At 67.7% G+C, this 14,111-nt stretch carries 16 protein-coding genes and 1 tRNA gene; 8 read left to right on the plus strand and 9 right to left on the minus strand.

Going from position 1 to position 14,111, the window contains the following annotated elements; translation table 11 throughout:
* The 5 genes from panD to pcnB all read right to left on the minus strand — a co-directional run bounded on the left by panD (nt 1) and on the right by pcnB (nt 4,028).
* Nucleotides 1-381 carry an aspartate 1-decarboxylase gene (gene panD / locus ACIPRS_RS10990; RefSeq protein ID WP_192201462.1) on the minus strand — a complete coding sequence of 127 codons (381 nt, stop codon included), beginning with the start codon at nt 379-381 and terminating at the stop codon, nt 1-3.
* Nucleotides 382-484: 103 nt separating this feature from the next.
* A complete protein-coding gene (gene panC / locus ACIPRS_RS10995; protein WP_337731056.1) occupies nt 485-1,327 on the minus strand; it encodes a pantoate--beta-alanine ligase in 843 nt (280 codons plus the stop codon).
* A gap of 36 nt (nt 1,328-1,363) precedes the next feature.
* On the minus strand, nt 1,364-2,176 hold the full coding sequence (gene panB, locus ACIPRS_RS11000; protein ID WP_192201464.1) for a 3-methyl-2-oxobutanoate hydroxymethyltransferase: 813 nt from the start codon (nt 2,174-2,176) through the stop codon (nt 1,364-1,366).
* Nucleotides 2,177-2,193: 17 nt separating this feature from the next.
* Nucleotides 2,194-2,676, minus strand: coding sequence for a 2-amino-4-hydroxy-6-hydroxymethyldihydropteridine diphosphokinase (gene folK / locus ACIPRS_RS11005; RefSeq protein WP_446538791.1), 483 nt, complete (start codon nt 2,674-2,676; stop codon nt 2,194-2,196).
* Between the two features lie 5 nt (nt 2,677-2,681).
* Entirely contained in the window at nt 2,682-4,028 is a 1,347-nt protein-coding gene (pcnB, locus tag ACIPRS_RS11010; protein WP_446538792.1) for a polynucleotide adenylyltransferase PcnB, read from the minus strand.
* 82 nt (nt 4,029-4,110) lie between these two features.
* Between pcnB and ACIPRS_RS11015 the strand changes: the two genes are divergently transcribed.
* The 3 genes from ACIPRS_RS11015 (at nt 4,111) to ACIPRS_RS11025 (ending at nt 6,385) form a co-directional block, all read left to right on the plus strand.
* Nucleotides 4,111-4,185, plus strand: a tRNA-Glu gene (locus ACIPRS_RS11015).
* Between the two features lie 161 nt (nt 4,186-4,346).
* Nucleotides 4,347-5,012, plus strand: coding sequence for a response regulator transcription factor (locus tag ACIPRS_RS11020; protein ID WP_446538584.1), 666 nt, complete (start codon nt 4,347-4,349; stop codon nt 5,010-5,012).
* A complete protein-coding gene (locus ACIPRS_RS11025) occupies nt 5,009-6,385 on the plus strand; it encodes an ATP-binding protein (protein WP_446538585.1) in 1,377 nt (458 codons plus the stop codon). The genes ACIPRS_RS11020 and ACIPRS_RS11025 overlap by 4 nt, the downstream gene beginning before the upstream one ends.
* Nucleotides 6,386-6,400: 15 nt before the next feature.
* Here the strand turns inward: ACIPRS_RS11025 and ACIPRS_RS11030 are convergent, their stop codons facing one another.
* From ACIPRS_RS11030 to ACIPRS_RS11045, 4 genes are all read right to left on the minus strand, one after another.
* The gene (locus ACIPRS_RS11030; RefSeq protein ID WP_446538586.1) at nt 6,401-7,471 is read right to left on the minus strand and encodes an MBL fold metallo-hydrolase; all 1,071 of its coding nucleotides are present in this window, start codon (nt 7,469-7,471) and stop codon (nt 6,401-6,403) included.
* 52 nt (nt 7,472-7,523) lie between these two features.
* Nucleotides 7,524-8,102, minus strand: coding sequence for a GNAT family N-acetyltransferase (locus tag ACIPRS_RS11035; protein ID WP_446538587.1), 579 nt, complete (start codon nt 8,100-8,102; stop codon nt 7,524-7,526).
* 35 nt (nt 8,103-8,137) lie between these two features.
* A complete protein-coding gene (locus ACIPRS_RS11040) occupies nt 8,138-8,944 on the minus strand; it encodes a MipA/OmpV family protein (protein WP_337731060.1) in 807 nt (268 codons plus the stop codon).
* Between the two features lie 77 nt (nt 8,945-9,021).
* Nucleotides 9,022-9,639 carry a response regulator gene (locus ACIPRS_RS11045; RefSeq protein WP_446538588.1) on the minus strand — a complete coding sequence of 206 codons (618 nt, stop codon included), beginning with the start codon at nt 9,637-9,639 and terminating at the stop codon, nt 9,022-9,024.
* 302 nt (nt 9,640-9,941) lie between these two features.
* Between ACIPRS_RS11045 and ACIPRS_RS11050 the strand changes: the two genes are divergently transcribed.
* The 5 genes from ACIPRS_RS11050 (at nt 9,942) to ACIPRS_RS11070 (ending at nt 14,109) form a co-directional block, all read left to right on the plus strand.
* On the plus strand, nt 9,942-10,301 hold the full coding sequence (locus ACIPRS_RS11050) for a helix-turn-helix transcriptional regulator (RefSeq protein ID WP_446538589.1): 360 nt from the start codon (nt 9,942-9,944) through the stop codon (nt 10,299-10,301).
* 59 nt (nt 10,302-10,360) lie between these two features.
* Nucleotides 10,361-10,960 carry an NAD(P)H:quinone oxidoreductase gene (wrbA, locus tag ACIPRS_RS11055; protein ID WP_192201470.1) on the plus strand — a complete coding sequence of 200 codons (600 nt, stop codon included), beginning with the start codon at nt 10,361-10,363 and terminating at the stop codon, nt 10,958-10,960.
* 91 nt (nt 10,961-11,051) lie between these two features.
* Nucleotides 11,052-11,708: a hydrolase gene (locus ACIPRS_RS11060; protein WP_446538590.1), complete on the plus strand. Its 657-nt coding sequence runs from the start codon at nt 11,052-11,054 to the stop codon at nt 11,706-11,708.
* Nucleotides 11,709-11,720: 12 nt separating this feature from the next.
* Nucleotides 11,721-12,179 carry a DoxX family protein gene (locus ACIPRS_RS11065; RefSeq protein WP_446538591.1) on the plus strand — a complete coding sequence of 153 codons (459 nt, stop codon included), beginning with the start codon at nt 11,721-11,723 and terminating at the stop codon, nt 12,177-12,179.
* An 88-nt stretch (nt 12,180-12,267) separates the two neighbouring features.
* Nucleotides 12,268-14,109, plus strand: coding sequence for an amidohydrolase (locus ACIPRS_RS11070; RefSeq protein ID WP_446538793.1), 1,842 nt, complete (start codon nt 12,268-12,270; stop codon nt 14,107-14,109).
* Nucleotides 14,110-14,111 lie beyond the last annotated feature (2 nt).

The raw sequence follows: 14,111 nt of genomic DNA on the forward strand, positions 1-14,111 counted from the left end.
TCAGGCAGCCTGCTTGGGGATGCTGCGGTTGGTGTGGGTGATGCGGTTCTGGCCGTCCACGTAGACGAGCGTGGGCTGGAACCGGTCGGCTTCCTCTTCGCTCATCGAGGCGAACGCGGCGATGATCACCAGGTCGCCCACTTGCACGTGGCGCGCGGCGCCGCCGTTGAGCGAGATGATGCCGCTGCCCTCGTCGGCACGGATCGCATACGTCGAGAAGCGGGCGCCATTGGTCACGTCCCAGATATGCACCTGTTCGAATTCCCGGATGCCGGTCGCGTCCAGCAGCAGACCATCGATGGCGATGGAGCCTTCGTAGTTCAGCTCGGAATGGGTGACGGTGGCGCGGTGGATCTTGGTCTTGAGCAGGCTGAGGTGCATGTCGGCGGCAAGGGGGGACGGGAACGCGAAGTTTAGCCGCTCGTGCACGCCATGGCGTGCATACCCGTGCAACACCGCGTACGGCGCCGGACTGCCTGCGCCGTCAGAATTCCAGGTTGTCGATCAGGCGCGTACGCCCCAGCTTGGCGGCGATCAGCGCGACCTTCGCGCCCTGTTCGCCATCCTGCGGCTCGCTCAGGTCGTGACGGCGGACCACGGTGTAGTCGACCGCGTAGCCCACGCCGGCAAGGTGCCGCGCGGCGTCGGACTCCACCTGCGCACGTGATTGCCCGGCCAGCAGGCCTTCACGCATCGCGATCAGGGTCCTGCGGATTTCCGCGGCACGCGGCCGCTCGTCCGCGGACAGGTACTGGTTGCGCGAACTCATCGCGAGGCCATCCGCCTCGCGCACGATGCTGCCTGCCAGGACCTGCACGGGGAATGCGAGGTCGGTGACCATCTGCCGGATCACCGCCAGTTGCTGGTAATCCTTCTTGCCGAAGGCGGCGACGTCGGGCAGCACCTGGTTGAACAGGCGACTGACCACCGTGCATACCCCATCGAAGTGCCCGGGCCGGTGCGCGCCTTCCAGCACGCTGCTGACGCCGGGCACATGCACCTTGGCCGCCAGTTCGACCCCGAACGGGTACATCGACTCGACCGTCGGCAGCCACAGGACATCGCAGCCGGCGCCTTCGAGCCCGCTCATGTCCGCCTCGGGCGTGCGCGGGTACCGGGTGAAGTCCTCGTTGGGTCCGAACTGGGTCGGATTGACGAACACACTGGACACCACGCGGTCGGCGTACTGCCGCGCCAGCATCACCAGCGAGTAGTGGCCCGCATGCAGGTTGCCCATGGTGGGCACGAAACCGACACGCAGGCCCTGCTGCTTCCATTCCCTGACGCGTGCACGCAATGCGTCAAGCTGGGTAATGGTCTCGATCATCGTGGCCCCTGTGGCGTGTCGTTGCGCGCAGCGCGGTCAGTAGGAATGGGCGTCGTCGGGGAACGCCCCGCTGCGCACCGCGTCGGCATAGGCGCGCACCGCGCCCGCGACCGAACCGCCATCGGCAAGGAAATCCTTGACGAACTTCGGACGCCGATGGCCCGTGTCCAGGCCGAGGAAATCGTGCAGCACCAGCACCTGCCCGTCGCAGCCGGGGCCGGCGCCGATGCCGATGGTGGGAATGGCGATGTCGGCGGTGATCGCGGCCGCCAGCGACGACGGCACGCATTCAAGCACCAGCATCTGCGCCCCTGCCTCCGCCACGGCGCGCGCATCGTCGCGCAACTGCGCGGCGGCCGCTTCACCGCGACCCTGTACGCGATAACCACCGAACTTCAACACCGACTGGGGCGTCAGGCCCAGGTGCGCGCAGACCGGAATGTCGCGCTCGACCAGGAAACGGATGACGTCGAGCTTGTGCCCCGCGCCTTCCAGCTTGACCATCTCGGCACCCGCCTGCAGCAATGCAGTCGCGGCGTCGAGCGCGCGCTCGGGCGTGGCATCGGACTGGAACGGCAGGTCCGACACCAGCAGCGCGCGGGTCAATCCGCGCGCCACCACGCGGGTGTGGTAGGCGATGTCGTCCACCGTCACCGGCAGCGTGGAGTCGTGGCCCTGCACCACCATGCCCAGCGAATCACCGATCAACACCAGGTCGACGCCATTGGCATCCATGACCCGGGCGAAACTGTTGTCGTAGGCCGTCAGCATCACCAGCTTGCGGCCCTCGCGCTTGGCGTCGGCGAGGGCGGGAACGGTCCAGGGCTTGCTGTCTGCGTGCGTGCTCATAGCCCCGCATTATCCACTCATAAGGGATGGATGTTGGACATTTCCAGCACGGACACAGCGTCCCGCGCGTCGCCGTAACCGGGGATACGGGCGTCCGGCATGACCTCCAGCAACGGAACCAGCGCGAATGCACGCTCGTGCAGGTGCGGGTGCGGCACGCGCAGGCCGGGTTCGTCGATCACTGCATCACCGTAGAGCAGCAGATCCAGGTCCAGCGTGCGCGGACCCCAGCGTTCGCCATCGATTCGATGACGGCCAAAGTCCGCTTCCACCGCCAGCAGCAGATCGAGCAGCGCGCGCGGCGGCAGGCGGGTCTCCAGCAACGCCACCGCATTCACGAAGTCAGGCTGGTCTTCCCTGCCCCACGCCGGCGTGCGGTAACAGCGCGACATCCGGCGCACCGTCACGTCTTCGCGTTGCCCGAGCGCGATCACGGCCTGTCGCAACGTGCCTGCGGCATCGCCGAGATTGGCTCCCAGGCCGATGCAGGCCTGGACCATTGTCTTCATTCGGGCGACGAAGCCGCGCTGCGGGAACGGCGACGGCGACGACGCTTGGATGCCGGCGCACCCTCTTCGCCGAAGGAATCGCCCGGCACTGCGACGCCGAGCGCAGCCGCGAGTTCTTCGCCGGATTGCGTCTGTGCATCACGCCAGAACGCGACGTCCTCGGCGTGTTCGGGCGATGCCGCGAGCCTCAACGCAAGGAAGTCGAACGCCGCGCGGAAACGCGGATGCGACAGCAGCCGCGTGACGCGCTTGCGCTGGCGGTTGCCGAAGCGGGTCTGCAACAACCAGATTTCCTGCATGGGCAACGAGAAGCGGCGCGGCAGCGCCACGGTGTTCAACTGGTGCAGGGTGACGCGGTCGGCGGCGCGTCGCTGGGCTTCTTCGGCATGCACGCCCTGGGCCTGCAACCCCATCAGGGCGCGGCAGTACGCCGGCCAGAGCAGCAACGCGAACAGGAAGGCAGGCGATACGGGCTCATCGTTGGCGACGCGCTGGTCGGTTCCCGCCAGCCCCGCCATCACCATCCGGCGAAGCGCACCGCTGCGGTTGGATGCCAGCGCTGCCGCGGTCTCGGGGAAGAGCACCTTCAGCAAACCGAAGTGCTCAAGCCCTTCGAAACTGGCGACCGCATGGCCGGACAGGAACAGCTTCAGGATTTCCTCGAACAGGCGGGCGGGCGCGGCTTCCGAAAGCAGCGGCGCGAGCCGGCCGATCGGTTCGGCGGTCGCTGCTTCGATCTCGAAATCGAGTTTCGCCGCCAGCCTGACCGCGCGCAGCATGCGGACCGGGTCTTCCTGGTAGCGGAGTTCCGGCTCGCCGATCAGTTTCAGGCGACGCGCCATCACGTCCTCGAAGCCGCCCACGTAGTCGCGCACGGAGAAGTCGTCGATGGCGTAGTACAACGCGTTGGCGGTGAAGTCGCGGCGCACCGCATCGTCTTCCACGGTGCCGTACACGTTGTCGCGGACGAGGCGGCCGTTGTCCATCTCGCGGTCGCCACTGCCGTCATCGACGTTGGCGCGGAAGGTGGCGACTTCGATGATCTCGCGACCGAACACCACGTGCGCCAGGCGGAAGCGGCGCCCGATCAGGCGGCAATTGCGGAACTGCTGGCGGACCTGCTCCGGCGTGGCATCGGTGGCCACGTCGAAATCCTTGGGGTGGCCGCCCACGAGCAGGTCACGCACCGCGCCACCGACCAGGTAGGCCTGGAAGCCGGCATCCCGCAAGCGGTAGAGCACGCGCAGCGCATTCGGGCTGATGTCCTTGCGCGAGATGGTGTGCTGGTCGCGGGGAATGGTTCGCAGAGCAGTGAGCGGCGTAATAGCGGCGGTTCCATGCAGGTGGGTCGCACGGCTGCCAGGATGATTGCCCTGGGCCGGGTCGCCGCCTATACTAATCCGCTGAGCCGGTTTCACCAAAAACGCTCCCTTCGTCTAGAGGTTAGGACGTGGCCCTCTCAAGGCTAAAACAGGGGTTCGAGTCCCCTAGGGAGCGCCATCCGGCACAGGGCCACGGGTTGAGAACCATGGCCGGTGAATCGACTCAAGACCCCGCTCCGGCGGGGTTTTGTGTTTCCGCTGCCCGTGCCATCGCCCCATTAAAGACTGTTTAATCGCTTCCACCTAGCATGGGGCCCCCGCCATCCCCAAGGGTCGCCCGTGTCGCGCCTGCTCCTGGTTGAAGACGATCGCATGCTCGGCGACGCACTGGCCGCCGCACTGGCACAGGATGGCTGGTCCATCGATCGTGCCGAGGATGCGTCCGCGGCGCGCCTCGCCCTGGTGGACCATGGCTACACGGCGGTCCTGCTCGACCTGGGCCTGCCTCGCGGGTCCGGACTGGACGTGCTGGCTGCGCTGCGCCAGCGCTACGACACCACACCGGTCCTGATCATCACGGCCCGCGACCAGCTGAGCGACCGCGTCCGCGGCCTGGATGCCGGTGCCGACGACTACATCGTCAAGCCCTTCGAAACCGGCGAACTCGGTGCGCGCCTGCGTGCCGTGGTGCGGCGGACCCAGGGGCGCGTCGCACCCGTGCTGCGCCACGGCGACATCGTGCTGGACCCGGCGGATCGTTCGGTCCGTCAGCAGGGCCGCCCGATCAAGCTCGGTGTGCACGAGTACCGCACCCTGCTGGCGTTGATGGAACGGCCCGGCCGCGTGATCGCGCGCGAAACACTGGAGTCGCTGGTCTATGGCGGCGATGGGGCGATCGAGAGCAACACCATCGCGGTGTACATCCACCAGTTGCGCAAGAAGCTCGGCGACGGCGTCATCGCCACCGTGCATGGCTTCGGCTACCGGCTGGGAGAGAGCGAATGAGCCACCATTCACTGAAAGCCAAACTGTTGCTGGCCGTGATGACGCCCCTGGCGTTGGGGTGGGCGTGCTGGCTGGGCGGACAGCACCTCCAGATGACGCGGCAGCAGCAAGGACACGAAGACCAGTTCCTGCAGGAGGTAGCCGAGCAGATCCTGCTGTCGATGCCGGCCAACCTCGACGCACTGAGTGAAGGGCCGCGCCTCAAGTTGCCCACGCGCGCCCGCTCCACCTACAGGAAGTTCGAAACCTTGCGCTACCAGGTGTGGATCCTCGGCCGGCGCCATCCTGTGGTGCTTTCGGCCGGCGCACCGACCGAGCCGCTGCGCGCCGATTTCGAACCGGGATTCGTGGTCAGCCAGGTGGGCGGCGAACCGTGGCGCGTCTATGCCATCACCGATGCCAGCGGCCGCATCCAGGTGCAGGCCGGCATGGCGCAATCCGCCATGCGTGCGGAACTGGCCTACTGGGTGAAGATCAGCCTGTGGAGCGGGATCGGCATCCTGCTGGTACTGGCCATGACGGTGGGCCTTGCGATCCACTGGAGCCTGAGGCCGATGAACCGCCTGCGCCGGGATATGGCGCAGCGCGAGGCACACGATCTCGCACCGCTGCCGTCCACCGGCATGCCGCGGGAGATCCGGCCGCTGGTGGATTCGTTCAACCTTCTGCTCGAACGCCTGTCGCACGCCATGCGTGGCGAGAGGCAGTTCCTTGCAGACGCCGCGCACGAACTGCGCACCCCCCTCGCCGCGCTGCTCACGCAGACCCAGGTGGCGCTGCGCGCCGGCACCCAGGCCGACGCACATGCGGCACTGGAGCAGTTGGCGCAGGGCATCCAGCGCACCTCGCGGCTCGCACAGCAGTTGCTCGACTCCGCTCGCGTGGATGCGTCGCCCCTGCGCGAAGACCGCCCCGTCGTCGCGCTGCCCGACGTGGTGACGATGGTGGCGCGCGAGTTCGAATCGATGGTATCGCGACGCCAGCAGACCCTTGCGATCCACGCCGAGCCGGCCAGCGTCCTGGGCGACCTGGACGATATCGGTATCCTCGCCCGCAACCTGCTGGACAACGCCGTGCGCTACAGCGGAGAAGGCGCCCGCATCGAGATCGCTTGCGGCATGGACCCCGATGGCGCGAGCGCCTGGCTGACGGTCCGCGACAACGGTCCCGGCGTTCCCGCCGAGGAGCGCGAGCGCATCTTCGAACGCTTCTTCCGTGGCAGCCATGGCAATGGCGAGCGCGGCAGCGGCATCGGCCTTTCGCTGGTCCAGCGCATCGCGCGTGCACACGAGGCGATGATCACGGTGAGTGACGGCATCGCCGGCCGCGGCTTCGGTTGCAGGGTCGGCTTCAGCGCGGCCCAGGACGCCTGAGCCGCGCGGCATACCTCACTCGCTGCGCCACCACGGATGCGTGCCTTCCGGTTGCCTGACCACCAGCGGCTGGCCGATCACGGGGGTGGTGATGTCCACGCCTGCCTGCCGCGACAGCGTGTACAGCGTTTCCATCGGTTCGCTCCAGCCATGGAAGGCTAGGTCGAAGGTGCTGTTGTGGATCGGCAGCAACCACTTGCCGCGGAGGTCAAGATGCGCCTGCAGGGTCTGCCCGGGCAGCATGTGGACGTCCTGCCAACGGCGATCATAGGCACCACACTCCAGCAGCGTGATGTCGAAAGGCCCCATGCGCTCGCCAATCGAGCGGAAGCCGTCGAAGTAGCCCGTGTCGCCACTGAAGAAGATCCGCAGGTCGTCCGATTCGATCACCCATGACGCCCACAGCGTGGCATTGCGGTCGAAAGGCGTGCGGCCGGAAAAGTGCTGCGACGGCGTCGCGGTGAAGCGCACGCCCTGCAGCGCGACGTCGCCCCACCAGTCCAGTTGCCGGACCTTCTCGCGCGGCACGCCCCAGCGCACCAGGCGGTCACCCACGCCCAGCGGGGTCAGGAACACATCCGTCTTGGCTGCCAGCGCACGCACCGCGTCGCGATCGAGATGATCGTAGTGGTCGTGCGACAGCACCACGGCGGAAAGGTGCGGCAGTTGCTCGATGGTCAGCGGCGGCGCGTGGAAACGCTTCGGTCCGGCCCACTGGACCGGTGACGCACGTTCGGAAAACACCGGATCGGTCAACCAGAACCGTCCGTCCAGCTTCATCAGCACCGTGGAATGCCCCAACCGGTACAGCGTGCCGTCCGTAGCGTGGTCCAACTGCGCCGCCGTCAGTGCCTGCACGGGGATCGTGCCGGCAGGCACCGTGCCCGCCGGCTTGCCGCCGATGAGGAAATCCCACCAGAGCTTGCCGGTCTGGCGCCAACCCAACGGGCGCGGCTTGCGTACGTTCTGGAATCCATCCTCGCCGAACTGGGGCGATTGCGGATACGCCACCGTGCTGCAGCCCGACAGGCCGGCATACCCGAAGGCGGTGGCGGAAACGCAGGCGGCCGCGACCAGGCGCCGCAAGTGCCTGCGCCCTTTTCGGGGCTCCGGGCGGAGTGGATGGCTTCTCGGCACGTCAGTCATGCTGCTGGTCCTGCAAGGTGGGGAACACGTACTGGATCATCGTCGCGGCACCGGCGTGGCCGGGCAGCGCGATTTCCCCGCTGCCTTGCGCCAGCGGCACCTGCCAGCGCAGGTCCACGCAGCCGAGCGTTTCGGCCATGCGACGGGCCTCGGCGAGCAACGCGACGGCGACTCCCGATGGGCGCTCGCTCGCCGGAACGAACAGCGATTCCAGGTTGAAGTAATACGCGCGCTCGATCATCGAGAAGCCCACCGTGGCGAATGCATGGCCGATGGGTTCACCGCCCCGCTCCGCCATCCAGGCCCATGCGCGCAGAGGCGGCTCGAACAACGCCTCCATCAGTTCGAGCACGCCGCCGACGCGCCTGCCAGGCACATGCGACAGTTCGGCCGTCTGGCGGTCGCACAGTTGCATCAGCGCGGCAGCCTGGGTGCGCGACACGCGTCGTATCAGGACGTCGTGATCGACGGGCACGTGTGCGCCCGCCAGTTCATCCGGCGACGGCAGGTACGCTGCGGGCATCGGACCCGGCATAGGTTCCACGCCGGCATGGGGGGATCTGGAGAACATGGGGTCGCTCCGGTGGGGGAAAGGACAACTGCGTTTCAGAACCCGCGCGACACGCCGATGAAGAGGGAAGCGCTGCGGTCCTTGTCCGCCTCGACCAGCGGACTGTCCTGCAGGGCGTCGGGCAACGCGCGGTACTCCAGGTTGCCCAGCAACGCCCACCGCTTGGCGAAGGGATGGATCAGGGTGAGGCTGGCGCGGGGCACTGTCGCGGCACCCGGACGGTAGGCGACCACGCCGCGTGCGACCTCTTCATCCAGCGTGCCGTAGTAGTAGTCGGCCATGTCCGCCGACAGGCGCATCGCGCCGATGGAAGGGACCAGGGTCGTGCGCCCCAGCGTCACCGGATAGCTGTAGTCCAGCGCGATGGAGTAGCCGTCGCTGGTGCCGGTGACATCGACGCGTGCATCCAGATCGAGCTTGCCGGCGGCGCCCTTCCAGCTCGCGCCCACACCGACATCGACGCTGTCGTCGCGATCTTCCAGCAGATCGCGGTCCACGCCGCGCCGCGCCAGTTCGGCCCTGCCGAAGTCATCGGCATCGATGCCGTCCAGGCGTCCGGCGACGAAGGCACGGAATTCGAAGCGATCGTCCTGGTAGGCCCGGTAGCCGAACGCCGCACCACGCAGGTAGAAGCGGTCACCGTCATAGGCGACATTGGGCAGCAGGCGCGTCCGGGTGCCCTCGCCGGCGTATTCGCTGTCGCGGTGGACGACCGCCAGGCCGGCGCTCCAGCGCGACGACAGCTGGTCATGCGCCTGTTTGTCGGTGCGTTCGACGACCTGTGCGGCAGCGGAGAGCGGCAACAGCAACAACAATGGCGTACAGGCGCGCAACGCACTCATGGAGACCTCGCAGGTGGGGGACCGGACATCCGGCCCACCCATGCTCCCGTACGCTCTTTAAGAACTCCTTAAATCCTTCAGAGATGGAAGATCCCGCGGCGGACCGCGATGGTGACCGCATGCGTGCGGTCGTTGGCATCCAGCTTGGCGAGGATGTTCTTCATGTGCGCCTTCACCGTTTCCTCCGCGATGCCGAGGTGGTGGGCGATGCGCTTGTTGCCGTTGCCGTCCGCCACCTGCCGGAGCACTTCGATCTCGCGCAGGGTCAACGCGTCATCCGACGCATGTTCGGCGATGCCGGACGCGATCTCGGGGGGGATGCACCGGCGACCTGCATGCACGTTGCGGATCGTGTCCACCAGTTCGCGGCGCAGCATGCTCTTGAGCAGGTATCCCGACGCACCCGCCTTGAACGCGCGCAACGCCTGCGCATCGCCCTGGTACGTGGTCAACACCACGACCCGCGCCTCCGGGAATTCGCGATGGATCGCACCGATGGCATCCACGCCATCCATTTCCGGCATCTGCAGGTCCATCAACGTCACGTCCGGGCGGCAGTCGCGGAAAACCTGCAGGGCCTCGCGCCCATTGGCGGCCTCCCCCACCAGTTGCATGTCGGATTGCCCCTCGATCACCGCCGCGATGCCTTCACGCAGCAAGGGGTGATCGTCGACGGTGAGGATACGGATGGGCATTCGGACTTCGGCCTGGACGGGCGCCACGCAATCGGCGGCGCAGCGATCCTTGCACGATACGGGCGCAGCCTCCGGACAGGCAACCCGCCCCCCAATCGGGGGATCCACCCGTCGCCCGATCGGGGCTTATGCGCCATGTGCCGCGTGAGGACCATGACGTACAAGCCCTGCGCCATACCCCTGTCCGCAGGCGCCCCCCACCGCCAACACCCGAGGACACTGCCGTGGATGGTTCCCCGTCCCTGTTCCCTCTCGCGTCGACGCTTGCGCATTCCACATCAGCCGGGATGTACGCGGACAATGTGCCGGCCCCGAGAGGCCTTGGCGCGCGCGCACTCGCACGTGCGCTTGACCACATCGAACGCCATATCGGCGACAGCCTGACGTTGACCGACATCGCGGCTGCGGCCTGCGTCAGTCGCTTCCACTTCGCCCGACTGTTCCGCGTCAGTACCGGCCAGAGCCCGATGGAATACGTGCTGGCCAAGCGCATCGCCCTGGCCAAGGCGCAACTGGCGCGCGGGCCGCAGAAGATCTCCGCCACGGCCGCCTCGCTGGGCTTCTTCGACCAGAGCCACTTCACCCGTACCTTCCGTCGGATGACGGGCTACTCGCCGCGCGAGTTCCGCCACCTGCACGCGCCGATAACCCGGCACGGGTAACCCTGCCCGGCATCGCGGCGCGATCGCCGCATTCCTCCGTCCTCCACGGGAGCCGCACGATGGCCAAGGTCCTGATCCTCTACTACTCCGCCTACGGGCATATCGAAACCATGGCCCATGCCGTGGCCGAAGGCGTGCGCGCGGGCGGCGCCAGCGCGGACATCAAACGCGTGCCGGAACTGGTGCCCGAGGAGGTCGCGCGGACGTCCCACTACAAGCTCGATCAGCCCGCCCCGGTGGCGACGATCGCGGAACTCGCCGACTACGACGCGATCATCGTCGGCACCGGCACGCGCTTCGGCCGCATGTCCTCGCAGATGGCGAACTTCCTGGACCAGGCCGGCGGCCTGTGGGCCAGGGGGGCGCTGCACGGCAAGGTCGGTGCCGCGTTCACCTCCACCGCCACCCAGCACGGCGGGCAGGAAACCACGCTGTTCTCCATCATCACCAATCTGCTGCATTTCGGCATGGTGATCGTGGGGCTGGACTACGGCTTTGCCGGTCAGATGAAACTGGATGAAGTCACCGGCGGCTCGCCCTACGGCACCACCACCATCGCGGGCGGCGACGGTTCGCGCCAACCCACGCAGAACGAGCTGGACGCCGCGCGCTACCAGGGCCAGCGCGTCGCCGAGACCGCGATCAAGCTGCACGGATGAGGTTCGCGGGCAGCGCGCACGCCGATGCAAGCCAGCGTGCGCGTGCGCGCGCCACAGTGGTGCGATTCCTACCCCATGCCCGGAGCCCGCCATGCCCACCGCCACCCCCGCCGCCGGCAAGACCCTGCTCACGCCTCACGACCACACGCTGGTCCTGATCGACCACCAGTCGCAGATGGCCTTTGCCACGCACTCCATCGACGTGGCGATGCTGCGTAACAACGTTGCACTCGTCGCCAAGGGCGCGGCCGGCTTCGGCGTTTCGACACTGCTGACCACCGTGGCCGAGAAGTCGTTCTCCGGTCCGCTGTTCCCGGAAATCCCCGAAGCCTTCCCGAATGCGAACGTGCTCGACCGCACCACCATGAACTGTTGGGAAGATGCGGCGGTCATCGCGGCGGTGAACGCCTCCGGAAAAGGGCGCATCGTGCTCGGCGGCCTGTGGACCAGCGTGTGCATCGTCGGGCCGGCGCTGTCGGCGCTGGACCAGGGCTTCGAGGTCTACGTGATCGCCGATGCCTGCGGCGATGTCACCGCCGAGGCGCACGAACGCGCCATGCAGCGCATGGTCCAGGCGGGCGTCCGCCCGCTGACCAGCGTGCAGTACCTGCTGGAGCTGCAGCGCGACTGGGCACGCAGCGCGACCTACGACCTGACCACCGGCATCGCCAAACTCCACGGCGGCGGCTATGGGCTGGGCATCCAGTACGCCAAGAGCATGTTCGGGGCGTCCGAAGGCGGCCACTGACGGGACGCCGCGATGACCGCCAACGTCGCGCAACGCGCAGGCCATGAGACTGCCCCGGCCGGGCTGCTGGTGCTGCGCCTGGCCGCCGGCGGTTTCCTCCTGCCGCATGGACTGGGCAAGTTGCTGGGCTGGTTCGGCGGGCCGGGGGTCGCCGGGTTCGCGGCCGAACTCCAGCACTTCGGCCTGCCTTCCGCCGCGCCATTGCCTTTGCTGCTTGCCGCACTGCAGACCCTGCTCGGACTGATGGTGCTCGCGGGTGCGTTCACGCGCATCGCGGCCCTCGGCTCGGCGGCGTTCCTCGGCGTCACCGTGGCGCTGAACCTGTCGCACGGCTGGTTCTGGATGCACGGCGGCATCGAGTACCCGCTGCTGTGGCTGTTGGTGAACCTCGCGGTGGCATTGACCGGGCCGGGCGCATTGTCTTTCGATGCCCTGCGCACCGCACGATCGGGGTTCGCGCATGGCCGTTGACGATACGCGCCGCCACCTGCTGAAGACTGCGGCGGCGGTTGCCGCACTGGCTGCACTGCCCCGCGATGCCCGATCCGGAGAACTTCTCGTGGCCGACCTGATCCTGCGCAACGCCCGCATCACCACGCTGGATGCGGCACAGCCTTCCGCCAGCGCGATCGCCTTCGCCGACGGACGCATACTCGCGGTGGGCGACGAGGCCCACGTGATGGCGCACGCCCGCGACACCACGCGCATCATCGATGCCGGCGGACGCCGGCTGATCCCCGGCCTCAACGACAGCCACACGCACCTCATCCGTGGCGGCCTGAACTACACCCTGGAACTGCGCTGGGACGGCGTGCGCTCGCTGGCCGATGCCATGGCGATGCTGAAGACGCAGGTGGATCGCACCCCTGCGCCGCAATGGGTGCGGGTGGTCGGCGGCTTCAGCGCGCACCAGTTCGCCGAAAAGCGCCTGCCCACGCTGGAGGAGATCAACGCGCTGGCGCCGGACACGCCGGTCTTCCTGCTGCACCTGTACGACCGCGCCCTGCTCAACCGCGCCGCGCTGCGTGCGGTGGGCTACACGAAGGACACCCCCGATCCGCCCGGAGGCCAGATCCAGCGCGACAAGGCTGGCAATCCCACCGGGTTGCTGCTGGCCAAGCCGAACGCGTTGATCCTGTACGCGACGCTGGCCATGGGGCCGAAGCTGCCGGCCGAGTACCAGCTGAACTCCACGCGCCACTTCATGCGCGAGTTAAACCGGCTGGGCATCACGTCGGTGATCGATGCGGGTGGCGGCTTCCAGAACTACCCGGAAGACTACGAGATCATCCAGAAGCTGCACGCGGATGACGAACTGACCGTACGCATCGCCTACAACCTGTTCACCCAGAAGAAGGGGCAGGAACTGGCCGACTTCCAACGCTGGTCGGGCATGCTCTCGCCGCGCCAGGGCGACGACATGCTGCGCCACAACGGCGCGGGCGAGATGCTGGTGTTCTCGGCGGCGGACTTCGAGGATTTCCGCGAACCGCGCCCCGAACTGCCGGTCGGCATGGAAGGCGAGCTGGATGACGTGGTGCGCCTGCTTGCGGAAAAGCGCTGGCCTTTCCGCATCCATGCCACCTATGACGAAAGCATCACCCGCGTACTCGACGTCTACGAACGCGTGAACCGTGAAGTGCCGTTCGATGGCCTGCACTGGATCATCGATCACGCCGAGACCATTTCGCCACGCAACATCGACCGCGTGCGCGCCCTGGGCGGCGGCATCGCCATCCAGCACCGCATGGCGTTCCAGGGCGAGTTCTTCGCCGAACGCTACGGCAGCGACGCGCTGAAGCACACGCCGCCGGTGCGCCGCATGCTGCAGGCGGGCGTGCCGGTCGGCGCGGGCACCGACGCCACCCGTGTCGCCAGCTACAACCCGTGGGTGGCGCTGTACTGGCTGGTCAGCGGGCGCACGCTCGGCGGACTGCGCATGTACGGCGACGACAACCGGCTGGAACGCGAGGAGGCGCTGGCGCTGTGGACCCGGGGCAGCGCGTGGTTCTCCAGCGAACAGGACCACAAGGGACGGCTGGCGCCGGGACAGTTCGCCGACGTGTCGCTGTTGTCCGCGGATTTCTTCAGCGTGCCCGAAGCCGACATCCCCGACATCACCAGCGTGTTGACGGTAGTGGGCGGGCGCATCGTGCATGGCGACGGACCGTATGCCCCGCTCGCACCCACCTTGCCGCCCCCCATGCCGGACTGGTCGCCGGTCAACCGCTTCGGCGGCTACCAGGGCGGCACCCTGGCGCAGGCGACCGCAGCGGTATCGCATGCCCATGGCAAGCACTGCCAGGTGCATGAGCACGGCCATGCCGCGCACCACGCCACGCCCACGCATGACCTGCGGAATTTCTGGGGCGCGATGGGTTGCTCCTGCTTCGCGTTCTGACC

It is taken from the genome of Pseudoxanthomonas sp. LARHCG66 (assembly GCF_052871755.1).